The sequence below is a fragment of the Pseudomonas sp. KCJK8993 genome (assembly GCF_046230915.1).
Classification (GTDB): Bacteria; Pseudomonadota; Gammaproteobacteria; order Pseudomonadales; family Pseudomonadaceae; genus Aquipseudomonas; species Aquipseudomonas piscis.
Map to the genome: position 1 here is coordinate 1 of NZ_JBJJLO010000045.1, position 24021 is coordinate 24021.

The 24021-nt window shown below is 60.1% G+C and carries 25 protein-coding genes and 5 tRNA genes; 12 read left to right on the plus strand and 18 right to left on the minus strand.

Annotation, left to right across the window (positions count from 1 at the left end; translation table 11 throughout):
• Positions 1-14: 14 nt before the first annotated feature.
• The 5 genes from flgD to ACK6AU_RS16060 form a co-directional block, all read right to left on the minus strand.
• The gene (flgD, locus tag ACK6AU_RS16040; protein WP_185699682.1) at positions 15-743 is read right to left on the minus strand and encodes a flagellar hook assembly protein FlgD; all 729 of its coding nucleotides are present in this window, start codon (positions 741-743) and stop codon (positions 15-17) included.
• A 15-nt stretch (positions 744-758) separates the two neighbouring features.
• The gene (gene flgC, locus ACK6AU_RS16045; protein WP_409300004.1) at positions 759-1202 is read right to left on the minus strand and encodes a flagellar basal body rod protein FlgC; all 444 of its coding nucleotides are present in this window, start codon (positions 1200-1202) and stop codon (positions 759-761) included.
• Between the two features lie 3 nt (positions 1203-1205).
• Positions 1206-1613, minus strand: coding sequence for a flagellar basal body rod protein FlgB (gene flgB, locus ACK6AU_RS16050; RefSeq protein WP_409300006.1), 408 nt, complete (start codon positions 1611-1613; stop codon positions 1206-1208).
• A gap of 244 nt (positions 1614-1857) precedes the next feature.
• A complete protein-coding gene (gene cheR, locus ACK6AU_RS16055) occupies positions 1858-2685 on the minus strand; it encodes a protein-glutamate O-methyltransferase CheR (protein WP_409300008.1) in 828 nt (275 codons plus the stop codon).
• A gap of 43 nt (positions 2686-2728) precedes the next feature.
• A complete protein-coding gene (locus ACK6AU_RS16060; RefSeq protein ID WP_185699679.1) occupies positions 2729-3661 on the minus strand; it encodes a chemotaxis protein CheV in 933 nt (310 codons plus the stop codon).
• 75 nt (positions 3662-3736) lie between these two features.
• On the opposite strand from ACK6AU_RS16060, the gene flgA reads away from it, so the two are divergent.
• The 4 genes from flgA to ACK6AU_RS16080 all read left to right on the plus strand — a co-directional run bounded on the left by flgA (position 3737) and on the right by ACK6AU_RS16080 (position 6326).
• On the plus strand, positions 3737-4498 hold the full coding sequence (flgA, locus tag ACK6AU_RS16065) for a flagellar basal body P-ring formation chaperone FlgA (RefSeq protein WP_185699678.1): 762 nt from the start codon (positions 3737-3739) through the stop codon (positions 4496-4498).
• 151 nt (positions 4499-4649) lie between these two features.
• A complete protein-coding gene (flgM, locus tag ACK6AU_RS16070; RefSeq protein ID WP_185699677.1) occupies positions 4650-4967 on the plus strand; it encodes a flagellar biosynthesis anti-sigma factor FlgM in 318 nt (105 codons plus the stop codon).
• 48 nt (positions 4968-5015) lie between these two features.
• Complete coding sequence (locus ACK6AU_RS16075; RefSeq protein ID WP_409300011.1) at positions 5016-5483, plus strand: flagella synthesis protein FlgN; 468 nt, start codon at positions 5016-5018, stop codon at positions 5481-5483.
• A gap of 96 nt (positions 5484-5579) precedes the next feature.
• Positions 5580-6326, plus strand: a complete 747-nt coding sequence (locus tag ACK6AU_RS16080) for a flagellar brake protein (RefSeq protein ID WP_185699675.1) — start codon at positions 5580-5582, stop codon at positions 6324-6326.
• 65 nt (positions 6327-6391) lie between these two features.
• Here ACK6AU_RS16080 and ACK6AU_RS16085 read toward each other — a convergent pair whose 3' ends face one another.
• Both ACK6AU_RS16085 and ACK6AU_RS16090 read right to left on the minus strand, forming a co-directional pair.
• Positions 6392-7762 (minus strand): MFS transporter, encoded by a 1371-nt coding sequence (locus ACK6AU_RS16085; RefSeq protein ID WP_409300013.1) that lies wholly within the window; start codon positions 7760-7762, stop codon positions 6392-6394.
• A 70-nt stretch (positions 7763-7832) separates the two neighbouring features.
• The gene (locus tag ACK6AU_RS16090; protein WP_185699673.1) at positions 7833-9074 is read right to left on the minus strand and encodes a glutamine synthetase family protein; all 1242 of its coding nucleotides are present in this window, start codon (positions 9072-9074) and stop codon (positions 7833-7835) included.
• Between the two features lie 320 nt (positions 9075-9394).
• Between ACK6AU_RS16090 and ACK6AU_RS16095 the strand changes: the two genes are divergently transcribed.
• Positions 9395-10324 carry a LysR family transcriptional regulator gene (locus ACK6AU_RS16095; RefSeq protein ID WP_409300016.1) on the plus strand — a complete coding sequence of 310 codons (930 nt, stop codon included), beginning with the start codon at positions 9395-9397 and terminating at the stop codon, positions 10322-10324.
• Here ACK6AU_RS16095 and ACK6AU_RS16100 read toward each other — a convergent pair.
• Together ACK6AU_RS16100 and ACK6AU_RS16105 are read right to left on the minus strand one after the other, a co-directional pair.
• Complete coding sequence (locus ACK6AU_RS16100) at positions 10321-11010, minus strand: sensor histidine kinase KdpD (RefSeq protein ID WP_185699671.1); 690 nt, start codon at positions 11008-11010, stop codon at positions 10321-10323. The genes ACK6AU_RS16095 and ACK6AU_RS16100 overlap by 4 nt on opposite strands.
• Positions 11007-12611, minus strand: a complete 1605-nt coding sequence (locus ACK6AU_RS16105) for a tetratricopeptide repeat-containing response regulator (protein ID WP_185699670.1) — start codon at positions 12609-12611, stop codon at positions 11007-11009. Before ACK6AU_RS16105 ends, ACK6AU_RS16100 begins: the two co-directional genes overlap by 4 nt.
• 528 nt (positions 12612-13139) lie before the next feature.
• On the opposite strand from ACK6AU_RS16105, the gene ACK6AU_RS16110 reads away from it, so the two are divergent.
• The 4 genes from ACK6AU_RS16110 to ACK6AU_RS16125 all read left to right on the plus strand — a co-directional run bounded on the left by ACK6AU_RS16110 (position 13140) and on the right by ACK6AU_RS16125 (position 17666).
• Positions 13140-15470 carry a hypothetical protein gene (locus ACK6AU_RS16110; RefSeq protein ID WP_409300018.1) on the plus strand — a complete coding sequence of 777 codons (2331 nt, stop codon included), beginning with the start codon at positions 13140-13142 and terminating at the stop codon, positions 15468-15470.
• A complete protein-coding gene (locus ACK6AU_RS16115) occupies positions 15461-16714 on the plus strand; it encodes a hypothetical protein (protein ID WP_409300020.1) in 1254 nt (417 codons plus the stop codon). Before ACK6AU_RS16110 ends, ACK6AU_RS16115 begins: the two co-directional genes overlap by 10 nt.
• On the plus strand, positions 16708-17370 hold the full coding sequence (locus ACK6AU_RS16120; RefSeq protein ID WP_409300022.1) for a DUF1266 domain-containing protein: 663 nt from the start codon (positions 16708-16710) through the stop codon (positions 17368-17370). Before ACK6AU_RS16115 ends, ACK6AU_RS16120 begins: the two co-directional genes overlap by 7 nt.
• 155 nt (positions 17371-17525) lie before the next feature.
• Complete coding sequence (locus ACK6AU_RS16125; RefSeq protein ID WP_185699666.1) at positions 17526-17666, plus strand: hypothetical protein; 141 nt, start codon at positions 17526-17528, stop codon at positions 17664-17666.
• 44 nt (positions 17667-17710) lie between these two features.
• On the opposite strand, the gene ACK6AU_RS16130 is transcribed toward ACK6AU_RS16125, so the two are convergent.
• Positions 17711-17787, minus strand: a tRNA-Arg gene (locus ACK6AU_RS16130).
• Between the two features lie 279 nt (positions 17788-18066).
• Between ACK6AU_RS16130 and ACK6AU_RS16135 the strand changes: the two genes are divergently transcribed.
• Together ACK6AU_RS16135 and ACK6AU_RS16140 are read left to right on the plus strand one after the other, a co-directional pair.
• Positions 18067-18303: a hypothetical protein gene (locus ACK6AU_RS16135; RefSeq protein ID WP_185699665.1), complete on the plus strand. Its 237-nt coding sequence runs from the start codon at positions 18067-18069 to the stop codon at positions 18301-18303.
• A 13-nt stretch (positions 18304-18316) separates the two neighbouring features.
• Positions 18317-18496: a PA3371 family protein gene (locus tag ACK6AU_RS16140; RefSeq protein ID WP_185699664.1), complete on the plus strand. Its 180-nt coding sequence runs from the start codon at positions 18317-18319 to the stop codon at positions 18494-18496.
• Here ACK6AU_RS16140 and phnN read toward each other — a convergent pair.
• A complete protein-coding gene (gene phnN / locus ACK6AU_RS16145; RefSeq protein ID WP_185699663.1) occupies positions 18471-19052 on the minus strand; it encodes a phosphonate metabolism protein/1,5-bisphosphokinase (PRPP-forming) PhnN in 582 nt (193 codons plus the stop codon). The two genes, ACK6AU_RS16140 and phnN, sit on opposite strands and share 26 nt — an antisense overlap.
• A gap of 378 nt (positions 19053-19430) precedes the next feature.
• Between phnN and ACK6AU_RS16150 the strand changes: the two genes are divergently transcribed.
• Complete coding sequence (locus ACK6AU_RS16150; protein WP_003178899.1) at positions 19431-19757, plus strand: Arc family DNA-binding protein; 327 nt, start codon at positions 19431-19433, stop codon at positions 19755-19757.
• 107 nt (positions 19758-19864) lie between these two features.
• Here ACK6AU_RS16150 and mgtE read toward each other — a convergent pair whose 3' ends face one another.
• The 7 genes from mgtE to ACK6AU_RS16185 form a co-directional block, all read right to left on the minus strand.
• Complete coding sequence (gene mgtE / locus ACK6AU_RS16155) at positions 19865-21307, minus strand: magnesium transporter (RefSeq protein ID WP_022640315.1); 1443 nt, start codon at positions 21305-21307, stop codon at positions 19865-19867.
• A gap of 410 nt (positions 21308-21717) precedes the next feature.
• Positions 21718-21794, minus strand: a tRNA-Arg gene (locus ACK6AU_RS16160).
• A 71-nt stretch (positions 21795-21865) separates the two neighbouring features.
• Positions 21866-21942, minus strand: a tRNA-Arg gene (locus ACK6AU_RS16165).
• Positions 21943-22013: 71 nt separating this feature from the next.
• Positions 22014-22090, minus strand: a tRNA-Arg gene (locus tag ACK6AU_RS16170).
• Between the two features lie 107 nt (positions 22091-22197).
• Positions 22198-22288 (minus strand) — tRNA-Ser (locus ACK6AU_RS16175).
• A gap of 62 nt (positions 22289-22350) precedes the next feature.
• Positions 22351-22539: a carbon storage regulator CsrA gene (csrA, locus tag ACK6AU_RS16180; protein WP_002554426.1), complete on the minus strand. Its 189-nt coding sequence runs from the start codon at positions 22537-22539 to the stop codon at positions 22351-22353.
• Between the two features lie 187 nt (positions 22540-22726).
• Positions 22727-23968: an aspartate kinase gene (locus ACK6AU_RS16185; protein WP_053137032.1), complete on the minus strand. Its 1242-nt coding sequence runs from the start codon at positions 23966-23968 to the stop codon at positions 22727-22729.
• Positions 23969-24021: the final 53 nt, after the last annotated feature.

Sequence of the window (24021 nt, forward strand, 5' to 3'; positions counted from 1 at the left end):
CCGGTTAGTCGGCTCTAGATACCAATAGTTTGTACTTTGGACAGGCCGATCGGACTGCTCATGCCTGCCAAGTTCAGCATCAGCTCACCGCCGGTCTGGCTGATGGTGACACTGTTGACCGTGGCCGGCAGGTAAGTGATCAGGGAAGTACCCTTGCCATCGATGGTGGTACTGGCCTTGAAGGTGTAGTTGCCGGGCGCAGCCTTGGTGCCGTCGGCCTTGGTGCCGTCCCAGACGAAGCTGGCGTTGCCAGCCTTCTGGCTGCCCATGTCGATGGTCTTGACGGTGTTGCCGTCCTTGTCGGTGATGGCCACGGTGACCGAGCTCACGCTGGTCGGAACGGTCACCGATCCCGTCATGCTCTTGCTGGTATCGACCTGGGTGGTGCCGCTCTGGACGATCACCGAGCGTCCAACCAGGGACGAAGCCTGCAGGGCCTGGGACGATTTGTAGTTACCCGTGATGGCGTTCACCGACGTATTGAGCGTGGTGATCCCTTCCAGGGTCGAGAACTGGGCCAACTGGGCCACGAACGCACTGTTGTCCTGGGGATCCAGCGGGTTCTGGTTATTCAGCTGGGTCACCAGCAGCTTGAGGAATGCATCCTTGCCCAGGGACTGCTTGCCCGTGGCGCTGTTGGTCGCCGCCGCAAGGCCATCAGCGCTGGTGGTCGTGGTCTTTTTCGACGAATTAGCCAGCACATCCTTGAGGGATGGGGCCGCAGTGGTATCAGTAACGCTCATCGGATTCGCCCCTTATCACTGACCGAGGGTCAGGACCTTCTGCATCATGGTTTTGGCGGTATTCATCATTTCAGCGTTGGTCTGGAACGAACGACTGGCGGAAATCATGTCGGCCATCTCCTCCACCACGTTGACGTTGGGGTAGTAGACATAACCCTTGGCATCGGCGGCTGGATGATTGGGCTCGTAGCGCGCTTCGAGGTTGCTCTGGTCTTCGACCACGCCCAGCACCTGTACACCCTGGCCGGCGGCATCCTGGTTCTGGAACAACGAGCCACGATCACCGCCCTGTGCGTTCTGGAACATGGTGGCAAATACCGGATGGCGAGCACGGTAAGTCTGGTCGATGCTCGACGACACGCTCTCGGCGTTTGCAAGGTTACTGGCAACGGTGTTCAGACGAGTGGTCTGGGCGCTCATGCCACTACCGGCAATATTGAAAACACTGGCAAGGGACATGGATTACTCTCCGCGCAGGGCCGCGACCAGCCCTTTGAATTTGCTATTGAGCAGCGTGAAGCTGGCCTGGAATTCCACCGCGTTCTGCGCATAGTTCGATTGCTCGAGCTGGGCGTCCACGGTGTTCTGGTCGATCGAAGGCTGCATCGGAGTGCGATATTGCAACGATTCGTCGCCAGCGCTCACACCTTGCGCTTCGATGTGTCGGTTATTGGTCAGATTCAGGCCGAACGTCCCCCTGTTGACCTTTTCGTTCTGCTCGGCGAGCACGACGGAAAAGTCCAGGTCCCGAGCCTTGTAGTTCGGGGTATCGGCGTTGGTGATGTTGTTGGCCAGTACTTCGGCCCGTTTGGCGCGAAAGCCGAGGGCCTGTTCATGGATACCGAGCGCTTTATCGAAGCTGATGCTCATGTCGGGAAACCTTTGGGTGACCTGATTTTTCGTTGACACGAATAAAGCAATCCTCGTGCCAACCAATAAAAACCCCGTAAATCAAGGTCTTCACAGTAAAGGCAAGGTAACAAATGCCAGAAAAGCGGCAATGGCTTTCCGCGAAGCGCCGGCAAAGCGGCAATCGTCCTGCCGTCGCGACATGAAATGACGGACATGAAAAAGGAGGCCCGAAGGCCTCCTTTGTCGTAGTGATCAGCCCAGGTTATTTGGCCTGGTAGATGATCCCCGGGTTGCACTGGACCATCTGGTAATGATCCGGCAAACCGTTTAGCGCCTCGGACGCCCCCAGGAACAGGTAACCGCCCGGTTTCAGGGTACTGTGGATACGCATCAGGATGTCCCTCTTCACTTCCGCCGAGAAGTAGATCAGGACGTTGCGACAGAACACGATGTCGAACTTGCCCAGGCTGGCATAGCTGTCCAGCAGGTTGAACGAGCGAAACTCAACGCGGTTCTTGATCGGCGCCTTGACCACCCAGCGCCCCGGCCCCTTGGGGTCGAAGTAACGCTGCAAGCGATCGGCCGACAGCCCACGACCAATGGCCAGGCTATCGTATTCGCCGGTCTTGCAATTATTGAGCATGGTCCCGGACAGATCAGTGGCGACGATCTGCGCACCCATCTTCAACTGGCCCATGTTGCTGCGCTCGAACTCGTCGATGGACATCGACAACGAGTAAGGCTCCTGCCCCGAAGAACAAGCCGCGGACCAGATCCGCAAGCGCTGGTTGGGATTGGCCCTGATCGCCTCGGGAAGCACCTTGTTCTTCAACACCTCGAATGGATAGGTGTCGCGGAACCACAAGGTCTCGTTGGTCGTCATGGCATCCACTACCATCTCGCGCAAACCGCCACGTGGCTGGGTCTGGATACGCTGAACCAGCTCGCCCAAGGTTTTTATACCTTGCTGCTCCATCAGTTTGTTGAGACGGCTCGAGACCAGATATTGCTTGTTTTCCCCGAGCAAAATACCACAGGCTTTTTCCAGGAAGACCCGGAACTGTTCAAAATCCAAATTACCCGTAGACAATGCTGCCGCCTCTTAAATCTAGGTCCACCAAGGGCCGCTGCCCTCAGCTGTGGTCTGCTGCTTTGATCCGGTCGACTACCCGGGAAGCCAGGTCATCAGGGCGGAACTTGGCGAGGAAGTCATCGGCACCGACCTTCTTCACCATCGCCTGATTGAACACACCTGACAACGAAGTATGCAGGATGATATGCAGCTTTTGCATGCGTGGATCGTTACGTATCTCGGCCGTGAGGGTGTAGCCGTCCATTTCAGGCATCTCGATGTCGGAAATCATCATGAGGAATTCCTCTTCCGGCTTCTTGCCTTCATCGACCAGCTTGCGCAGGTAGTCCAGCGCCTGCCGACCGTCGTTCAAAGCCACCACTTCCACGCCCACTGTCTGCAGGCAGCGAGTGACCTGCTTGCGCGCCACCGACGAATCGTCGACGGTCAGCACCCGCAGGGAAATGGCCTTGTGCTGGGTCTCGATATCCACCACGCCTGCCGAGATCGACTCAGAGGTTGGCGCGACTTCCGCCAGTATCTTTTCCACGTCGATGATTTCGACCAGCTGGTTATCCACCCGGGTCACTGCCGTGAGGTAGTGATCACGCCCGGTACCCTTGGGCGGCGGATGGATCTCTTCCCAGTTCATGTTGACGATGCGTTCCACCGAGCGCACCAGGAATCCCTGAGTCTTGGTGTTGTACTCAGTGATGATGACGAACGGACTGCTCTGATCCTGCAACCCGCCAGACCCAGTGGCCATTGCCAAATCCAGAATTGGAATGGTCGCCCCTCGAATATTCGCGACACCGCACACCACAGGACTGGATTTGGGCATCAAGGTCAGCTTCGGGCATTGCAGCACCTCACGAACCTTGAATACGTTGATCCCGTAGAGTTGCTCGCCGTCCAGACGGAACAGCAGCAACTCCAGGCGATTCTGCCCAACCAATTGCGTGCGCTGGTTTACCGAATCCATTACACCAGCCATGCCCAGACTCCCCAAAGCTTTAAGATCCGACGCACGCTCATTGCTAAACGGCACGGCGCTTGCTTTTCAACTGTTATGAACGCCAAAACGACATTTTTTCGACGCCTCACATCACTTGGCCGCAGAGTGCTCTGCGCCCTTGCGATGCTGTGCATTTTAAACCCTGGCGGCCCTGCCGTTGCTGATTCGGTCACCCTGCCTGATCTACTTATCGGCGTCACTCAAGGGTTTCTTGAATTCACGGTAGAAGACTACCTGGCAACCAGTCAAACCGAAGGACGCTATGAAATCGAGGTCAAGCAGCTGGATCCACGGATGCACATGCCTGCCTGCGACAAGGAATTGACAGCCAGCCTGGAAAGTCCAGCCCAGCCCCTGGGGCGTGTGACGGTCAAGGTCCGTTGCGAAGGCAGTTCACCGTGGTCGGTTTTCGTGCCGGCGCAGGTCAAGCTGTTCCGCGAAGTGGTGACCAGCGCCCGCCCTCTCAGGCGAGCATCCATCATAGAACCGGGAGATGTGGTGCTACGCGAAAGGGATATCAGCCAGAACGTCCAGGGCTACCTGACTTCGGTGGACCAGGCCATTGGTCAGAAACTTGTCCGACCAATGGTCGCCGACCAGATCGTCACCCTGGTTCACCTGGAGCAAGCCGAGGTAGTGCGCAAAGGCGACCAGGTGGTGATCACCGCTCGCAGCGGCTCCTTGAACGTACGAATGCCCGGCGAAGCCTTGTCCAATGGCGGCATGAGCGAGCAGATCAGGGTCAAGAACCTGAATTCGCAACGAGTGATCAAGGCCCGCGTCACCGCGCCGGGTCAGGTGGAGGTAGCCATGTAGGTCACTGGCGCTCATCCTGCCCGTTCCCTAAACTGTGACCGACAATGGGTCGCAGATACCTGCCTTGGCTTGTCGACAATTGAGCCTAAAGTTTTCCAGGGCATGGCCGAGAACATGGCAAGCGTCCAAATACCCAGAGGTTTTACTCATCATGGTCATCGATTTCAGCCGTTTGAACAGTTCCTCCCCGCTGACAGGCAGTACGCGCACCAGCGCCAGCAAGGAAACCGGTGATGCCGGCAAGCCCGTGCCGCAGATCAGCGCGACCGAGTCCAGCAAAAGCGGGGAATCGGTACACCTCAGCAATGAGGCTCAACAGTTGCAACGAATCACTGACAAGCTGCGCGACCAGCCTGTTGCCGACAAAACCCGAGTGGCAGCATTGAAACAAGCCATCGCCGATGGCAGCTACCAGGTCGATAGCAACCGCGTAGCCAGCAAACTGCTTAATTTCGAAGCCCAGCGCTAGCCACAGGCTCGCGCCAGGCTTTTGGACGCTTAATCCCCAAGGCCAGCCATGCACGATACCCACCTGCTGCAACTGATCACCGATGACCTTGCTCCAGCTCAACAATTGCTGGAGCTGCTGCGGGCTGAATCCATAGCCCTGCACGGCCGCGACATGCCGCTGCTGGAGGACATCCTGGCGCAGAAACAGGCCCTGATCGTCTTACTGGAACAGCATGGCCGTACTCGCACCCAACTCCTGGACAGCCTTGGCCTGCCAGCCAGTCGCGAAGGCCTTGCGCAACTGGCCAGCCATTCCAGCGTGGGCGCGCAATTGCTCGAGCAGGGCGACTTGCTGATCCAACTCCTGGCCGAGTGCCAGGCCACCAACGAGCTCAACGGCCGCTCGATCCAGATCCAGCAGGCCACCACCGCCAACCAGCTGAAAATTCTCAATGGTGGCGAACCTCCAGCCCTCTACGACGCCCGCGGCTCTACCTCTATGCTTGCGAAGCAACGCCCACTCAGTCAGGCTTAGGCCGCAAAAATGAGCGCGTGCTACCAAGCCGCGAAACATGCTGGCAAAATGCTAGCTCCTGCGTGTAGTTGTATTTTGTCTGGAGATTGATGAACCGTGTTCACAGCATCAAACGCGGAAGATGCTCCGCAGCCACCCAAGGTGCTCACCACTGCGTTGGAGATTTCCTCCAACCTGCGTTTGCTGCAAGAAAGCCACGATCCGCTGATCATCACTTTCCATGAGCGCAGCCAGCGCTTCCAGAGCTATGTCGTGGAAGTGGACCGTGACAGCAACCTGCTCGCGCTCGACGAAATGATTCCCCGCGACGGCGAACGCTTCATGCTCGCCGGCGAACCATTCCGCGTCGAAGGCTTCCATGAAGGCGTACGCATCGCCTGGGAAAGCAATGGCTTGCCGACCCTCGACGAATCCGCTGGCGGCCGCTGCTACCGCACCACCCTGCCGGACGAAGTGGTCTACCACCAACGCCGTAATGCCTTTCGCGCCGCCCTGAAGCTGGCACAACTGGTGGATATCGAGCTGGGCGGGGAAAAGCTCAAGTCGCCCCTGACCGGCAAGCTGCTGGACATCTCCGCCACCGGTTGCAAACTGCGCTTCGACGGTGAGGTCTCCGCCCGCCTGCAGCTGGGCCAGGTCTATGAGCGTTTCATCGCCGCCCTGCCCTTCGGCAGCATGACCGCGCCGGTGGAACTGCGTTACCTGCACTACGAAGAAAAGATCGATACCACTTTTGCCGGCGTACGCTTCCACAACATGAGCGGCCTGGTGCAACGCCAGGTGGAGCGTTTCGTCTATCAACTACAGCGTGAAGCACGACGCTTCGACAAAGACGATATGTGATCGCCGAAGATCCATGAAAAACGGGCAGTGCCTTGCGGCAACTGCCCGTTTTTTCATCTCGAGCACTAAGGCCTGGCGTCGACCAGGGGTTCCTTGCCATGCCTTCCCCCAGCCGAGGCATCCTCGCCTACCCCGGATTCAGGCGACACCGGCGGCATGGTATCCGTCGCAGGAGCGACCTGCATCTGATCCTGCACCACCTGCTCGTCCACCCGCGGGTCGAGGGCCGCCACCAAAGGCGAACTGGACATGCTGTCCGGCATCGCCACGTGATGCAGCGGTGCATCGTCGACCTGGTGCAGGTTGGTCACGGCCTTCGGTCGGATCCGCCAGACCAGCACCACGGCAAAGAAGCAGAAGAAGGCGTAGAGCATCTGGCTGCCGAACAGCTTCATCAGCACGCCGGCCGCCAACGGCCCGATGCTCGCCCCCACGCCGTAGGTAACCAGCAACATCGCCGTCAGCGACACCCGCCGATCGCCCTCGACGTGGTCGTTGGAAAACGCCACGGCCAGCGGATAGAGGCAGAACTGCATCAGCGAACAGAAGAACCCCAGGATGAACAGCACCTCCAGAGGCACCGTGGGCAAGATCGCCAGCGGCAAGGCCATCACCGCCAGGAACAGGGCGAAGCAGCGAATCAGCAGGGCCCGGTCGAAGCGATCGGACAGCCAGCCCAGGGGCCATTGCACGACCAGGCCGGCAAAGATGCAGCTCCCCATGAACAGGCCCACCTGCTCGGTGCTCAGGCCCTGTTGCGAGGCATAGAGCGGTGCCAGGCCATAAAACGAACCGACGATCAGCCCCGACCCCAGCACCGTGCTCAGGGACTGTGGCACCCGCTTGATGAAGAAGCGCGGCTCCATCGGTGCCGGCCGCAGGGGCGCCGGGTGGATACGCCGGGTCATCGCCACCGGTACCAGGCACAGCGCGAAGCACAGCGCCACCAGCATCAACAGTTCCGGCCCCAGGGCCGGATGCAGGACCAGGATCAACTGCCCAAGGACCAGCCCCAGGTAAGAGGCGATCATGTAGCCGCTGAAGACCACGCCACGCTGCTTGGCATCGGCCTGCTCGTTGAGCCAGCTTTCGATGACCATGTACTGGCACATCATCCCCAGGCCGACGATCATCCGCAGCACCAGCCAGGCCGGCAGCCAGTTCACCAGCCCATGGCCGAGCACCGCCGCGCCGACGATGCCGGCACAGGTGGCATAGGCACGAATATGCCCGACCCTGGCGATCAGCCGGTGCCCCAGCTTGCCCCCCAGGACCAGGCCGAAGTAGTTGGCCGCCATGAGCGCCCCGACCCACAGGCCGTCGACCTGGTCGGCCGCCAGGCGCAAGGCCAGGTAGGTACTGAGCAGGCCCGAGCCGATCAACATCATCAGCGAGGCGAAATACAGCGCGCGAAAAGATTTCCAGATCTGGCGCATCGGCGTTCCGGGCGGCTCCTTGAATGAGATTCCGGACCCTCGGGACGAGGGCCCGGCCAGCGACGGTTGGTTAAGCCTGGGCCGCTAGTACACGCCGTTCCCAGGGAGTGATTTCATCGAAGAAGCTGGTCAACTCCATGGTCTTCGAAGCGATGTAGCCTTCGATGAACTCGCTGCCGAACAGTTCCCTGGCCAACTGGCTGCGCTTGAGGCGCTCCAGCGCCGCATGCAAGGTACAAGGCAGGGACAGGTTATCCGGCACTTCGAACTCACCCTGGATGGCAGCCGTTGGCGCCAGCTCGTTCTCGATACCATGCAAACCTGCTGCCAGGCTGGCGGCAATGGCCAGGTAGGGGTTGGCATCCGCCCCCGGCAAACGGTTCTCGACCCGCCGCGCCGCCGGCGAACTGGCGGGAATTCGCAGCCCCGCAGCGCGATTGTCGTGGGACCAGCAGGCATTGTTCGGCGAAGCGTAGGGATGGCACAGGCGCTGGTAGGAGTTCACATTGGGCGCGAACAGTGCTGTGAAATCCGCCATCCCGGCCTGCAGACCACCGATGAAGTGGTGGAACAGTGCCGTGGGTTGCCCGGACTCGTCACTGAAAACGTTACGCCCGCTACCAATCTCCACCAGGCTCTGATGGATGTGCATGGAACTGCCCGGGGTATGGGCCAGCGGCTTGGCCATGCAGACCACGATCAGGCCATGCTTGAGCGCCACTTCCTTGAGCAGGTGCTTGAACAGGAAGGTCTGGTCCGCCAGCAGCAGCGGGTCGCCATGCAACAGGTTGATCTCGAATTGGCTGACGCCCATCTCGTGCATGAAGGTATCGCGAGGCAGGCCCAGGGCCGCCATGCACTCGTAGACTTCCTTGAAGAAAGGTCGCAGGCCGTTGTTGGAACTGATGCTGAAGGCCGAGTAGCCGTCTTCCCGGCGACCGTCCTTGCCGACCGGAGGGCGGAAGGGCTGGCCGGGATCATCGTTGGGCGCGAACACGAAGAACTCCAGCTCGGTGGCCACCACCGGCGCCAGCCCCAGGGCCGCATAACGGGCAATTACCTGCTTGAGCTGGCCGCGAGTCGACAGGCGCGAGGACTCGCCGCTGAGTTCGTCGGCGTCACAGATGGCCAGCGCTCGCGGAGTCTCGCTCCAGGGCAACCGATGAATCTGCCGCGGGTCGGCGGTGAGGGCCAGGTCGCCGTCATCGCTGCCATAGAAACGCGCTGGAGGGTATCCGCCCATGATGCATTGCAGCAGCACCCCGCGAGCCATCTGCAGGCGCCGCCCTTCGAGGAATCCCTCGGCGGTCATTACCTTGCCCCGCGGTACGCCATTCAAATCCGCAGTAACACATTCGATTTCATCAATGCCCGTCAATCGCTCGGCGAGTGAACTGTGGCCATCGGTTGTCATGACTCAATCCTTGTTGTTATACGAGCCGCGAACGGCGACCCGTACAAAATACGCACCACCCGTTCGGGATTTCAAGCACGGCAGAACAAATTCCCGGACATGCCCGTTCCCGCCAACTCCTGCGCATCCACGACCCTCCTGCGCGCCTGGGCCTGCACTCGCCAGATCGATGCAGTAGGCTCGGCCGGTGACCTGAAGCAGGCCTGCGGAGGCCCCTCATGCTGGGAAATCTTGGCGATATCGATCTGCGGATGTTGCGGGTGTTCTGCGCCATCGTCGACGCCGGGGGCTTCACGGCGGCCCAGGCCCGTCTCAACACCAGCCTGTCGCGACTGAGCGTAGTGGTTCGTGACCTTGAGGAACGCCTGGGTTATTCCCTGTGTCGGCGCGGCAGCAGCGGCTTCCAGCTGACCGACCAGGGCCTGGAACTGTTCGAGGCCGCGCAAGGACTGTTCGCCGACATCGAGCGCTTTCGCCAGCATGCCAACCGGCTGGGTCCCAACGCCCGCGAACATTTGCAGATCGGCAGCGTCGACAGCCTGGTCAGCCTGCCCGGCGCGCCCCTGCCCCTGGCCCTGAAGCATCTGCGCCAGCGTCTGCCCCAGGTACGGCCGAACCTGCACCTGATGCGCCCCGACGAACTGGAGCAGGCCGTGCTGGACGATCGCCTGCACCTGGCCATCGGCGCATTCCACCATGAGTTGTCAGGCTTGAACTACCGGCATCTGTTCGACGAAGAACAGCACCTGTATTGCGCCGCCGGGCACCCGCTGTTCGCCCTGCGCGAAGAGGAATTGAGCCTGGAGCGGATCTGTGCCGCCGACTATGTCGGTCGGGGCTACATGGCCGAGCACCAGCGGCCCCACGACCTGCATTTCAACCAGGTGGTCAGCGCCTATAGCATGGAAGCCATCGCCACCCTGATCTTCTCCACCACCTACCTGGGCTACCTGCCCAGCCACTATGCCGCTGGCTGGATCGCCAAGGGGCAACTGCGCGCCCTGCTCCCCCAGCGCCTGGGCTACCGTTCACGCTTCCACTGCATCACCCGCCAGGGCCAGGAACCCGGGAATGCCCTGGCCACGCTCCTGCAATGCCTGGAACTGGCGGCACGGCAGCCGACCGACCCCGCGCCGACCGCCGCTTAGGGCAGGTAGATCTTGAACAGGCCACCACCCAATGGGCCACCGTTGCTGATCCGAGTATGCCCACAGACGCCATTGCGCTGGTGCAGCTCAGCGATACGCCCGGCGAAATACAAACCCAGCCCAGTGCTGCCGCTGCTCTGGTTGATGCCCTGCATATAATCGGCCTGGCGTTCGATCATCGCCTGGGGATAACCGTCGCCATCGTCATTGATCGACAGCACCACCTGGCCTTCCTCGTCGCTGACACTGATCAGCAGGGCATGGCGGGCATGGCGGATGGCGTTGTTGATGCAGTTGGCCAGCACCGAGGCGATCAGCTCACGATCGAAGAAACCCAGAGGGCTCAGCGGATCGACTTCATAGGTGGCGGAGATCCCACGGCTCTTGAACACTTCCTGGTGGCTCACCAGTTGCGCTTCGATGAAGTCGTCCAATTCGTGGTAGGCCGGCTGCAACGGCAACTGGTTGACTCCCAGCTTGTACAGCCCCAACAGCTGCACCAGCATGCCGTTGAGGTGCGCGAACTCGTAGTCGATCACCCCCTGCTCGGCAGGCAACTGCCCTTCCGGCAGGCGGGCCAGCCACTGGGCATGGGCCTGCATCAGCATGGCCAGGGAGTTCTTCATGTCATGTACGGTGGAGGCGATCACCGTGGAAAAGTCGAGCGCCTGTTGCTTTTCGATCATTCGCCAAACGCCTTGCTTCGCAGCTTCTGGTAGCGCGGATAACGCGCGTCGGTATCGGGCATCATGCCGACCGTCTTCAGGCACGCCTGGCATTCCTCCAGGAGCGCCGCATCCGGGTTGGCATCGGCACCATGCAGCAGCGACTGCGCCATGTTCAGGGCAATACTGATGTTCTTGGGCTGCATGGCCAGGGCCTTGCGGAACAGTTCCCGGGCCTCGGCCAGGTTGCCGGCCTTGTAGCTGCGCACGCCCTGGCGGTTGATGTCCGCTGCCGCATTGGAAGAACTGAGGATAGTCGGGTCATCGGTGAGCTTGGCGATGCCTTGCATGACTTTCGGGTCATCGCCGTAGATTTCCGCGCAGTTCTTGAGCATCGAGGCACCGGCACTGGCCTGCCCCAGCATCTGCAATTGCTTGGCCACCAGCAGCGCCGCCTCGGGGCTCATGAACTGCTCCATGCCTTCGAGCCGCTGCAAGGCCTGCTCGGTGAGCTTGTCGGCCGTCTCGGCATCGTTGAGCAACAGGCTGGTGGCCTTCATCAGCCGCGCGCGGATCTGCAAGCCGGGATCGGCCGGATTTTCCTTGGCTACGGCGCTCAGCGTCTGGTTGATCTCCAGCCGGGTACGGGTGTCGAGCCCGCGCTCGCTGCCCTTGCTGATCAACGCATGGGCCAGGCCCAGGTTGCTTTCCGGGTCCTTGAAGCGCGATTGCGCACCCTGGTTCACCGCCTGGCGATAAGCCCTGGAGGCGCTGTCGAAGTCTTCGTTGGCCATGGCCAGCTTGCCCAGCAGCGCCTGGCGCCGGGGAGCCAGCGGCGACAAGCGCACCGCTTCCTCCAGCACGCTCTGGGCACGCTTGGTATCGCCTTCGGCCACCAGCACATCGGCCAGGCCGTCATACAGGCCCGGCATCATCGGGAAAGCCTTCAAGGCCTTCTCATAGACCGCCTTGGCCTCGGTGACCTGGCCGCGCTTGAACAGCAGGCGCCCCAACCCGACATAGGCCCAGGGCAGTGGCCGATCGGCCAGGATGCTGTTGTACAAGCGCTCCAGGGGTTCGTTCTGGTTCATGTCGCGCAGGGCATCGGCCCGGTAGCGCAGGCACAGCGGCGCATAACGCGGATCCTGCTTGCACAGGGTGACACAGGCGTTGAGCACTTCCACCGGTTTGCCCCGGTCCAACGCCTGGAGGATCGGCTTGAGCAAGGTCTTGCGTTGCTGCAGGCGCTCCAGGCGCTGGGCCAGGCCGGAGCGATTGAACGGTTTGGTCAGGTAGGCATCGGGCTCGTGCTCCAGGGCGCTGAGCACCATGGCCTGGCTGCTTTCGGCGGTCACCATGAGGAACACGCTTTCATGGCTGATGAGCTTTTCCATCATCAGGTCCTCGAGCACTTGCTGGCCGTTTTTCTTGCCGTCACCCAGGTGGTAGTCCTGCAAGATGAAGTCATAGCGCTTCTGCGCGCACATGCGCAGGGCCTGCTCGCCAGAGTCGGCAGTGTCCACGTCCTTGACGCCCAGCTCACGCAACATCGAACGCACCGAACTGCGGTAGTCCGAGAAATCATCGACGATCAAAAAGCTCTTTTGGTGGTACGCCAGCATCGAAGATTCCAGGCAAATAAGAAGATCAATCCAAAGACGCCAGGGCCCACCCGGCTTCACAGCCCCTCGGCGCGCAGATAATAGCGGCTGGCTGAAGGCTATCAAGCACTTTGCGGCTAGCCTGTGATGCAGGTCGCCGCTTGGGAACACAATTGTCCATTGCAGGTTATCGGCCGGTTCGAGCATTCCCTTATAGACGCTCGACAGCATTTATTGCGGCTTGGCCTGTCCTTGTCGCGATTTGCCCCACACCGGTAAAAACCTTCGGAAAATGGTCTTGGAAGGCCCGGGAAATCTTGGATTCTGCAACTTCACCTGCTAGCGTGCGCGCCTCGAAGCATCGATCGCTCTCGCCTGCGCACCACTCGGCCTGCGACACACCGCTCCGCAGCGGCAAGCAACCGGATTTTGCAGGCCAGGCGCCGAAAAGTCGGTAGGCACCCGAGGAGGGCGTCAGCGACATAGACACGTCGCTCTGCCAGCCGATGCATCGATGGATGCATACAGCATTATCCAATGGAGTTAACGATGGCGCAGGACAGCAGTGTGATTACCGGTATTGAACTGGAACAGTTCATGGACCGCCTCGAAGCGCAACAACAAGAGCAGGACACCGATACCCTGCTGGCCCAGTTGCAAGCACAGCCTCTATTCGCCGACTCCCTGGGCTCCATCGCTCGCCTGCACACCCTGTGGATGCAGGCCGGCGACTCGGTTGCCGCCCGGGCCGTCATCGATCGCGACGGCGACGCCCTGCTGCAAGCCTCAAGTGAAGCGGCACGGGACGAGCTGCAGATCAACCTGGATATCTTGCGCCTGCAAGTCGCCAACTACCTGGATGACGAGCCGGTTCTGCTGCAGGTGCTGGAAAAACTCAACCAGATGGCCACCCAGACCCTGGACTTCGATGTCGAGTACTACCGGCGCTACCGGATCTTCGACCAGTTGGAAATGGGCAGTATCGACGTCGCGCTCAAGACCATCGAAGTGCGCTACGCCCTGGCCGTGATCAACCCCGAACGCGCCACCCTGCGGGCCTGGGACGACGCCGACCGGCATCGGCGCCGCGCCCTGGCACTGGCGCGCCACGAGCGTGACGAGCAAGCCCGCGCCGCCGCACTGGACGCGATCAACGTCATCCGCAACGCCAGCCCCGAACAGGACATCGACGAAGGTGACTGGCTGTGGCTGGGCAACTCGCTGATCGAAATCATCCCGCTGCGCCTGGCCCTGTTCGAGCAGCCGATCGCCCAGCTCACGGCCGGCCTGTCGCAACCCCAGCGTCGCGAGTGGGACGTGCACATCGCACGCCTGGCGGCCCGCTCCCTGCATGCCCAGGGCGACCTGAACGGCGCCCTGAAGATCTGTCATGTCGCGGCGATGAGCCTGGACAGTGGCGGTGGCAACAACTTCATCGAGTATGAACTGCCCTGGCTGCAGGAAGCCGGACGCACGGAGGAGGCTGGCCACCGGGCGTTCCTGGATATCTACGACCGCCAATCGGAAATGTGGCCGCCAGTGGCGCGCCTGGTTCTCGAGCGCCTCAAGGACCCGGAAGACCGCAACGCCTGGTGGCCGATCTGCATCATGCGCGCCTGTGTCACCAGCGAGCTGTTGCAAATATTCCTCGAGGCATTGCCGCCAATCCCCCCCGAGGAACCGGCGAGCACGCCGCTGCTGGCCGCCCTGTATGCCGCGGTCGACGACCTCGAGCAGCTCGACCGGTTGTTCGCCGAAGCCCGGGACGAAGCCCTGCGGCGCAATCCCGAGCAACCCTGGATCAAGCGCCTGGCCGCGGTGCACGACGCCGACCGCAATCTGATCGACGCAGCCACCGAGGTCGAGCTGCTGCAACAAGCCATCGAGGCCGGTCGCCTGCACGACAACCGTAGTGCCTATGCGCTGTTCGTCGCCCAAGTGCGCAAGCTGGGCATCATCGAGGCGCTGAAGCAGTACCGGCCACAACTGGCCAGCGGCATTCACGCCTACAACTACGCCCTGACCCTGGAGGAATTGGCGGAACCAGAGGCCGACAAACTGCCAAGCGAGGCTCGCGACGAAGCCTACTCGCTGCTGCGCCATGCCCAGAAAGACGCCTACGAGCAAGGGCAGGCTCATATGGAGCGCTACTTCGCCACCGGCAGTGGCCACCCGTTCGACGCCTGCGCCCACCTGTACTCGATGCTCTGCAACAACCTGGCGATCAACTACCGCTGCTACAACGAGCAACAGCGCTACGCCGATGCCATCGACCTGCACCAGCGGGGCATTGCCGCCAGTGCCTTCGCCGAGCACTTCAACGGCGTGCTCAGCGCCCGTATCGCCATGGACGACTACCCGGGCATCGCCGAAGCCGCGGAGCAGCTGTGGCATTTCTCGATGGACTACGGCTACGGCCGTCACAATCCGGAGGACTACATCGTCCCGGTGGCCTATGCCCTGTACTCGCTGGACCGCGACAGTGAAATCCTCATCTGGCTGGAACGCCTGCTCAACTGGCAGGCCGCCCAGGAGATCAGCGACCAGCAGTTGGACTCCTCGGCGCTGTTCGACCGGATCAAGCTGGCGCGTTACCTGGCCCCTACCCATCCGGACAACGCCGACAGCCTGTGGCAGCGCTATGAGCCCTGCGTGCTGGAAATGAACGAAGTGTCGGTGATGTCCTGTTCGGTGGACTACTTCAAGGCCCGTGGACGCACCGAAGAAGCCCTCGAGTACTGCACCCGGACCCTGGCCCTTTGCGATCCGAGCAAAGACTACGACGTGCAATGCCGCACCCGGATCGAGTCGATCATGGCCGAACTGCAGGCGCCTGCCGCCCCTGCCGCCAAGAAGAGCTGGTGGCAGCTATGGAAGTAGCCGCCGACAAACGCAGCTCCAGCTATGCCGCACGCAACCTGCTCAATGCCGATGAAATCAAGCGTGGCATCAAGCAACGCAGCCAGGCCCGGGAAGACGAAGCTGCCGTGCAAAGCTGGCTGCTCAACCACTTCTACCGGCACCTGGCTGGCAACTTCGAACCGGCACGACGCATCCACGACCTGGATGACGCCGCCCAGGTATTGGGTAGCACCGGGCTACCGGCCTGGGTAGCCGGATACTTCAGTGCCGCCAAGGCCCAGGAGGCTGACGCCTGCGCCAGTGCGGCCCCCCTGGTGTGGATCGACCCGGCGCAACCCCAGTTGTTGGCCCAAGAGGCCCGGCTGGTGGAGTTCCTGGTGTCACGCAAGGGCACGGCCCTGGAGGGCAAGCTCGACCGCATCAACTGCCCCCAGGCCCTGGCGCTGTGGGAGAAGGAACATGCGCAAATGGCGGCCCGGGTCGACCAGGGCTGGCGCCAGAGTTCGGCCGATGCCTTGCAGGTCACAGTGACCTGCGCCGAGCACACCTGGGTGGAAATGCGCAGCGACAGCCCGCTGCTGCGAGCCGAGATGGCGTTTGAAAGCTATGTGATGCGCCATTGCCTGGGGCAATTCGCCAACCGCCGGGCCTTGACCGGCGGCTATGGCGAGCGCTACGCCGAGGCCGTGGAACAACAGGCCATGCGGGTCTTCAGCCTGCGCGATGCCCAGGGCCAGCCCCACATCACGGTCAGCCTGATTGTCCAGGGCAGCGGCGCGCTGACCGTGGAACAGGTCAAGGGCAAGCAGAACCGCCCACCCGTCGAGCGCTACTTCCATGACCTGCTGCTGTTCCTCAATACCCTAGGTACCGACCAACAGACGCCGGACGACTGCATCGCCATCGGTGTCGTGCGTACCGAAACCGGCTGGCTGCACATCGCAGAAGTCAGTGAGCCCGAGGCCCAGACACGCCTGGTATCGCGTTACCCACAGCTGTTCTCGCGACTGGACTCGCCATCGCCCATGGTCCAGTGGCTGGTGGCGGCTCGCCAGTGCGACCTGTTGCTGGAAAACGAACCCGATGCCCCGGCCGTCCGCTACGCCATCCGGCATGTCTACAAGAAAAGCCCTTGGCCGCAGCCCCGCCTGGAGGACCCGTTGTATCGCACCGAAGGCGTGCCATGGAAAGACATGTCCCCGGCCCAGGCCGAGTCCATCTGCAGCTGGCAAGCCAACAGGCAGCGAGGCAAAGCATGCTGACCGTCATTGGCTTCCTATTCGGCGCCTGGGTGGTCTGGGGTTACCTACGCCGCCGCTCCAGCCCCACCTCCCTGGTGGTCTTCACCCCACGCAAGCGCTGGGCCCTGACGCTGGCGCAACCCATGGTGGATGCCACAGGCATGACCGGGTTCTTCGATCCCGAGACCACCTACTTCGCCGATCAGGCCAGGGACACCCTCAGGGCTCCGCTGCTCCACCAGATCGGCTTTCGCAGCAATGCCAGCGACGATGAAGTTCGCAACCACCTGAACTCCACCCTGGAACGCCAGTGGTTTCGTATCGACCTGCATGGCCTGAACGCCAGCGACGATCCACGAGCCGCCGTCGCCTTCGCCTGCGTGCGCAGCGCATTCTTCGTCCGGTGCGCAACGCTGATGGGCTGGCTGGAGGCCGATAGCGGCTGGCGCATCATGTTGCTCAATGCCCAGCGGGCCCAGGATTGCTTCGACAGCTGGGAAGACTTCGGCCAGGCCTTCATGCTGGGGCGCCGGCAATGGGTGGCCGCTTTCAGGGCGGACGCCCTGGGAAGCACCTTCAACGAGGACAGCCTCAAGCAATTGCTCGCACCAGAGGGCGGCGCCTGGGCCAAAGTAGCGTGGCAGGGTTTGCCGGCATTCAGCCCGGTAACCGAGTGAAGGCCGGGAGAACCCTCACTGTTGGCAGTCTCACATGTGAGACATAGAACCCGCAGGTTTAAGTTGCACTATAGATAAATCAAGCGCCGAACGGCCCCAGGCACGCTGAGTGTCCTGGGGCTTTTTCATGCCCGCAAGAAATGGAGGACACGTACATGTATCACGCAACACTTCTAATCACGACCTTGACTCAAGCCAGCCCGAACCTGCCGGACGAACGCTTCTGGGGACTCATGCAACTGATCGCCATGGTGTTGATGCACGGCATGGCACATAAAAAGATGCCTGGCTCGTGATACATCGACCGAAACCGGCGGAGAAACGATAAAGAAGGGAGATATGGTGTCCCAGGGCAGGTTCGAACTGCCAACCTTCCCCTTAGGAGGGGGATGCTCTATCCAATTGAGCTACTGAGACCCGGAGGTAAGTGCCTGATACGGCACAAAGGACGGCGTGCATGTTAACGGCCGGCGCCGTATTTGTCATGTCATCGGTAGGGGTTTTTACAGGGAGCCACAGGCCTGGATAGCGGGGATCGTGCAAATTGCATCAATGCAAAAAGCCATCATTGCAAAATGCAACTCACACATCCGAAAAACAAAAGCCAACCAGTTGTTTTTAAAGGATTTAATGACATATACACTGTTGGCACGCAGCCTGCTTTATCCATGGATAAACACTGCGGAGATGATGCCCATGAACAGCGTCCTGTTTCTCTTGAATGCGACAGCCATTGCCGTGCTGGTGGCTTTTCACTTTCTACCGCAGGACAGCGTCACCGGTGGGCCTAGCGTCAACCATCACAGCCAGGGCCTGAGCGCACAACTGGCCGTCCTCAATACCCAGGCCCTGCCCGGGACCATGACCCAGACCGCTACCGGAGAGGCCCCGCAACCACCGGCGGAGCTACTGAGCGAGCGCTGGGTATTCTGATCAGGAGATATTCATGTCCACCGCAGCCAAAAGCCTGCTTGTCCTGGTAATGCTCAGCGCCATGGCGGCCATGGCTTTACCCGAAGGCGCCTTCAGCTGGATATGCCTGGCAGCCTGCGGCGTGTTCTCCAGCCTGTTGCTGTTGGCCCTGATTGCCGGGCGCAAGATCAAGTTCGACCCAGTCCTGCGCTGATCCCATGCTGACGCAATATCTCCAATAGATGCTGGACGGTGGACGACAATTCTTGTGAGTTGTCCAGGCGCACCACCTGCCCCTCGTCGAGCCATACCTCATTGACGAACAACTCGTTGCGCCTCAAGCGGTTCTCGATCTCCACCGCACCTTCCCGTCCCCGCAGCAGCAACCGCTGGCGCAACACCTGGGTATCCACGGTAAGCACAATGGGCAGCAGGTCGCCATAGCGCACCCGAGCCTGCGGCAGATAACCTCGGGAGCCGTTGACCAACACATGTCGCCCCTGATTCAACCACTGGTCGATTTGCAGCGAAATGCCATAACCCAGGCCATTCGCTCGCCAGGACAAGGCGAATGCTCCCGAGGCCACACGGCGCTCGAACTCCTCGGCGCTGACTTCCTCGGCGCTCTCGCCCACCGACTCGGTAGAACGGGTGATGACCCGCCTCGCCACTTCGCAGCCCACCTCTGCCAGTGGTTGCCTGGCGGCATCGATCAGGCTGTCCTTGCCGGCCCCCGAGGGGCCCATGAGGTAAATGAGTCTACCCGACATGAGTGCGAGGTCCGCTCGGGGCAACTAGAAAATCGGCCATTTGCCACTATCCTTCAATAGGTAGGGATCACCAGACCCATACGCAGCGCATGCACCTTCGCTAGTGCACTGCCACTCCCGCCGGGCGAGAGATTGCGGCCAACAATGCGGATCAGCGATCTTTTCAAACCAGTCCGCATTTCTGATAATTGGTGCTGGCATAACGCCTTTATCCAGTCCAATATTTGTCACAGAATTGACGCCAATGATCTGGCAATTTTGAGGCATGATGCGGGCCTCTTAACAATTCAGGTTGAACATTTGGCAATCAGGCTTGTCCTAAAAAACAGCCCGCGGCCAATTCCGAGAACCGCTCCCCTGAACTAACCGGTTAAATATATGCGCCCATTGAAACAGGCAATTTATTCCAGCCGTACGGCTGACAAGTTCGTCGTACGTCTGCCCGACGGGATGCGTGAACGCATTGCCGAGGTGGCTCGCAACCATCATCGCAGCATGAACTCCGAAATCATCGCACGCCTGGAGCAGAGTCTTATTCAGGAAGGTGCCTTGGGTGAAGAGCTGAGCATGCGCCTGGACAGCCCAGAACTGTCCTTGCATGAACGCGAGCTGCTTCAACGTTTCCGCCAACTTTCACATCGCCAGCAAAACGCCCTGGTTTCGCTGATTGCACATGACGCAGAAATGGCCGCAGACGCCAGCTGATTTTGCCCTGAAAGCTAGAGCCAGCCTAGCCGCTGGCTTTTTTTTGCCTGACTGAAAGCAACGAAGCGCCATCGGGGCGCTTCGTCGGGAAATTGATAGCCAAGGATTCAGAGCAGGAAGATCGTCGCCAGGCCGAGAAAGATGAAAAAACCACCGCTGTCGGTCATCGCAGTGATCATCACGCTGGCTCCCATGGCTGGATCTCGCCCCAGACGCGCCAGGGTCATCGGGATCAGCACCCCCATCAGGGCCGCAAGCAATAAGTTCAGGGTCATTGCCGCTGTCATGACCACTCCCAGCGACCAACTACCGTACAGCATGTAGGCCACGGCACCGATCACCCCGCCCCAGATCAGGCCGTTGATCAAGGCTACCGCCAGCTCCTTGCGCATCAGGCGCGAGGTGTTACCAGTACTGACCTGGTCCAGGGCCATCGCCCGGACGATCATGGTGATGGTCTGGTTCCCCGAGTTGCCACCGATACCTGCCACGATGGGCATCAATGCTGCCAGTGCCACCAGCTTCTCGATGGAGCCTTCGAACAAACCGATCACCCGCGAGGCCAGGAATGCCGTGATCAGGTTGATAGCCAGCCAGGCCCAACGGTTGCGCAAGGATTTCCAGACCGAGGCGAAGATATCTTCCTCTTCACGCAGACCGGCCATGTTGAGGACTTCGCTTTCGCTCTCCTCACGAATCAGGTCGACCATTTCGTCGATGGTCAAACGGCCGATCAGCTTGTCGTTCTTGTCGACCACCGGGGCCGAAATCAAGTCATAACGTTCGAAGGCCTGGGCTGCATCGTAGGCGTCTTCATCGGGGTGAAAGCTCACCGGATCGCTGGCCATGACCTCCGCAACCTGCTTTTCCGGATCATTGACCAGCAGCCGCTTGATCGGCAGGACCCCCTTGAGCACGCCGTCGTAGTCGACCACGAACAGCTTGTCGGTATGGCCAGGCAACTCCTTCAGGCGACGCAGGTAACGCAGGACCACTTCAAGGCTGACATCCTCACGGATGGTCACCATCTCGAAGTCCATCAGCGCACCAACTTGCTCCTCGTCATAGGACAGCGCGGAGCGGACACGCTCACGCTGCTGGCCATCGAGGGCCTCCATCAGCTCATGGACAACGTCTCGCGGCAGCTCGGGAGCCAGGTCAGCAAGTTCGTCAGCGTCCATCTCCTTGGCCGCAGCCAGGAGTTCATGATCGTCCATATCGGCGATCAGGGTTTCACGTACGGAGTCGGATACTTCGAGGAGGATGTCGCCATCACGCTCGGCCTTGACCAACTGCCAGACGGTTAGGCGCTCTTCCAGGGGCAAGGCTTCGAGAATGTAAGCGACGTCGGCAGAGTGCAGGTCATCGAGCTTGCGCTGCAACTCGACGAGATTCTGCCGATGGACCAGGTTTTCTACCCGGTCATGGTGATGGCCTTCCTGACGGTGCGTCAGGTCTTCGACCACCCGCTGGCGCTGCAGCAGCTCAACGACTTGAGCCAAGCGATCCTGCAGGCTTTCCTGCGTTTTCTTTACTTCTACTTCGGTCATAGGCGAACTCCACTCCCAGCAGAGGAGCACGCCGGAAGGATCAATCAGTCAGTTCATGATTGTGAAAACGAGATACTGAGTAACTACTGGGTAAGTCCATGGAGATATTCCACAAGCCCCGGCGGGGCTGACGGGCGCAATCATACACCGCCTGGCGGTTTTAAACGTTAAAAAATCGCGGCAAGAACAAGCGCTTGCGACATAAACCTGAGCAGCGCCCGAATCTATGGGACTGCGACGCCTTGGCAGAAAAAGAAAACACACGGATGGAGAAAAAAGTCCGCCGACATGCCGCCGCGCAGGAAATTCGACTACCGAGAAGACAAGCCGTTCCGAACGCACAGGCAAGAGAAAAGATAAAGCTGCAAAAACAAAAAGCCCGTATCTTGCGATACGGGCCTTCTGATATATGGTGCACTCGACAGGATTCGAACCTGTGACCGCTCGGTTCGTAGCCGAGTACTCTATCCAGCTGAGCTACGAGTGCATTTGTGTTTTTAGACCAGACCACAACTGGTTAGAGCCGAGTTATTCATATTTCTACAACTAACTCTTAAATGGTGCACTCGACAGGATTCGAACCTGTGACCGCTCGGTTCGTAGCCGAGTACTCTATCCAGCTGAGCTACGAGTGCATTTGTGTTTTTAGACCAGATCACAACTGGTTAGAGCCGAGTTGCTCATATTGCTATAAGCAACTCTTAAATGGTGCACTCGACAGGATTCGAACCTGTGACCGCTCGGTTCGTAGCCGAGTACTCTATCCAGCTGAGCTACGAGTGCATTTGTTGCGCCGCATTATAGCCCGTCGAATCATCTTGTTAAGCACTTTTTCTAGTAAATTCAATAAGTTACAGAAAAAGCCAGATTACAACGTACTAAGCAAATAATGGCGGAGAACGGGGGATTCGAACCCCCGACACCCTTTTGAGGTGTACTCCCTTAGCAGGGGAGCGCCTTCGGCCACTCGGCCAGCTCTCCGCAACACGGGGCGTATATTAACCACCTTTCTCCCCGTTTGCAAACAAAAAAAACGAGAAAAATTAATGGCTTGGTTCTTCGTCCTTCTCTTTCTTGATCCGCAGGTAGATTTCCTCACGGTGGACCGCCACTTCTTTGGGGGCGTTGACACCAATACGCACTTGATTACCTTTGACGCCGAGCACCGTCACGGTGATTTCGCCATCACCGATGATCAAGCTTTCTGCGCACCGACGAGTCAGAATCAACATACCTTTCTCCTCACGCATTACATTTCAGGGACTACAGTCTGCAAAAAAAAGGGTGTTGGCCTACAACCGGGTCGGCAGTAGTCCTACACGCCTAAGTATTGACTAGCGTGGACGAAAGAACAGCTTTCTTCCACGCCGATCAAAAACACAAAGGGCGCGGTCAGACCGCGCCCCTTTCAAACACGCGTCACTCGCCCTGTCGGGCTGGCGCGTCGAGCTCGAAGGCGGTGTGCAGGGCACGTACCGCCAGCTCCAGGTATTTCTCTTCGATCACGACCGAAACCTTGATCTCGGAAGTGGAGATCATCTGGATATTGATGCTCTCCTTGGCCAGCGCCTCGAACATCCGGCTGGCTACGCCCGCATGGGAACGCATGCCGACACCGACGATGGAGACCTTGGCGATATCGGTATCGCCAACCACTTCCCGGGCACCGATTTCACGCGCGGTATTTTCCAGCACGTTCTGGGCAGCCAGGTAGTCGTTGCGGTGCACAGTGAAGGTGAAATCGGTGGTGTTATCGTGCGAAACGTTCTGCACGATCATGTCGACTTCGATGTTCGCTGCGCTGATAGGGCCAAGAATCTTGAAGGCCACGCCAGGATTGTCTGGCACGCCACGGATAGTCAGCTTGGCTTCATCGCGGTTAAAAGCGATGCCGGAAATGATCGGCTGTTCCATGGATTCCTCTTCATCAATAGTAATGAGGGTGCCCGGACCCTCCTGGAAGCTGTGCAACACGCGCAGCGGAACGTTGTACTTGCCGGCGAACTCGACCGCACGGATCTGCAACACCTTGGAACCCAGGCTGGCCATTTCCAGCATTTCTTCGAAGGTGATCTTGTCCAGGCGCTGAGCCCTGGCCACCACGCGCGGATCGGTGGTGTAGACGCCATCCACATCGGTATAGATCTGGCACTCGTCGGCCTTCAAGGCCGCCGCCAGGGCCACACCGGTAGTGTCGGAACCGCCACGCCCCAGGGTAGTGATATTGCCGTGCTCGTCGACCCCCTGGAAACCGGCCACCACGACCACACGACCGGCCTTGAGGTCGGTGCGGATCTTCTGGTCATCGATCTGCAGGATCCGCGCCTTGGTGTGCGCGCTGTCGGTCAGGATGCGTACCTGGTTGCCGGTATAGGACACCGCCGGGATACCACGCTTGATCAGCGCCATGGCCAGCAAGGCGATAGTCACCTGCTCACCGGTGGACACGATCACATCCAGCTCACGGGGAACCGGTGGGGCTTCGCCACTGATCTGCTTGGCCAGATCGATCAGGCGGTTGGTTTCGCCACTCATAGCCGACAACACGATCACCAGGTCGTCGCCAGCTTCGCGGAACTTCTTCACCTTGTCGGCAACCTGCTCGATCCGCTCGATAGAGCCGACCGAAGTGCCGCCAAATTTCTGTACGATCAAAGCCATTTTCTAAGCCGCCTCAGCCCGTCAAGGGGCGCCCGTTAAACAATCAAACTGCG

Excerpts from the sequence above, each read along its gene's own strand:
- flgD (WP_185699682.1), bottom strand. The coding sequence starts at position 743 with ATGAGCGTTACTGATACCACTGCGGCCCCATCCCTCAAGGATGTGCTG.
- flgC (WP_409300004.1), bottom strand. The coding sequence starts at position 1,202 with ATGTCCCTTGCCAGTGTTTTCAATATTGCCGGTAGTGGCATGAGCGCC.
- flgB (WP_409300006.1), bottom strand. The coding sequence starts at position 1,613 with ATGAGCATCAGCTTCGATAAAGCGCTCGGTATCCATGAACAGGCCCTC.
- ACK6AU_RS16060 (WP_185699679.1), bottom strand. The coding sequence starts at position 3,661 with ATGGCTGGTGTAATGGATTCGGTAAACCAGCGCACGCAATTGGTTGGG.
- flgA (WP_185699678.1), top strand. The coding sequence starts at position 3,737 with ATGAACGCCAAAACGACATTTTTTCGACGCCTCACATCACTTGGCCGC.
- flgM (WP_185699677.1), top strand. The coding sequence starts at position 4,650 with ATGGTCATCGATTTCAGCCGTTTGAACAGTTCCTCCCCGCTGACAGGC.
- ACK6AU_RS16075 (WP_409300011.1), top strand. The coding sequence starts at position 5,016 with ATGCACGATACCCACCTGCTGCAACTGATCACCGATGACCTTGCTCCA.
- ACK6AU_RS16085 (WP_409300013.1), bottom strand. The coding sequence starts at position 7,762 with ATGCGCCAGATCTGGAAATCTTTTCGCGCGCTGTATTTCGCCTCGCTG.
- ACK6AU_RS16090 (WP_185699673.1), bottom strand. The coding sequence starts at position 9,074 with ATGACCGCCGAGGGATTCCTCGAAGGGCGGCGCCTGCAGATGGCTCGC.
- ACK6AU_RS16095 (WP_409300016.1), top strand. The coding sequence starts at position 9,395 with ATGCTGGGAAATCTTGGCGATATCGATCTGCGGATGTTGCGGGTGTTC.
- ACK6AU_RS16100 (WP_185699671.1), bottom strand. The coding sequence starts at position 11,010 with ATGATCGAAAAGCAACAGGCGCTCGACTTTTCCACGGTGATCGCCTCC.
- ACK6AU_RS16105 (WP_185699670.1), bottom strand. The coding sequence starts at position 12,611 with ATGCTGGCGTACCACCAAAAGAGCTTTTTGATCGTCGATGATTTCTCG.
- ACK6AU_RS16110 (WP_409300018.1), top strand. The coding sequence starts at position 13,140 with ATGGCGCAGGACAGCAGTGTGATTACCGGTATTGAACTGGAACAGTTC.
- ACK6AU_RS16115 (WP_409300020.1), top strand. The coding sequence starts at position 15,461 with ATGGAAGTAGCCGCCGACAAACGCAGCTCCAGCTATGCCGCACGCAAC.
- ACK6AU_RS16120 (WP_409300022.1), top strand. The coding sequence starts at position 16,708 with ATGCTGACCGTCATTGGCTTCCTATTCGGCGCCTGGGTGGTCTGGGGT.
- ACK6AU_RS16125 (WP_185699666.1), top strand. The coding sequence starts at position 17,526 with ATGTATCACGCAACACTTCTAATCACGACCTTGACTCAAGCCAGCCCG.
- ACK6AU_RS16135 (WP_185699665.1), top strand. The coding sequence starts at position 18,067 with ATGAACAGCGTCCTGTTTCTCTTGAATGCGACAGCCATTGCCGTGCTG.
- ACK6AU_RS16140 (WP_185699664.1), top strand. The coding sequence starts at position 18,317 with ATGTCCACCGCAGCCAAAAGCCTGCTTGTCCTGGTAATGCTCAGCGCC.
- phnN (WP_185699663.1), bottom strand. The coding sequence starts at position 19,052 with ATGTCGGGTAGACTCATTTACCTCATGGGCCCCTCGGGGGCCGGCAAG.
- ACK6AU_RS16150 (WP_003178899.1), top strand. The coding sequence starts at position 19,431 with ATGCGCCCATTGAAACAGGCAATTTATTCCAGCCGTACGGCTGACAAG.
- mgtE (WP_022640315.1), bottom strand. The coding sequence starts at position 21,307 with ATGACCGAAGTAGAAGTAAAGAAAACGCAGGAAAGCCTGCAGGATCGC.
- csrA (WP_002554426.1), bottom strand. The coding sequence starts at position 22,539 with ATGTTGATTCTGACTCGTCGGTGCGCAGAAAGCTTGATCATCGGTGAT.
- ACK6AU_RS16185 (WP_053137032.1), bottom strand. The coding sequence starts at position 23,968 with ATGGCTTTGATCGTACAGAAATTTGGCGGCACTTCGGTCGGCTCTATC.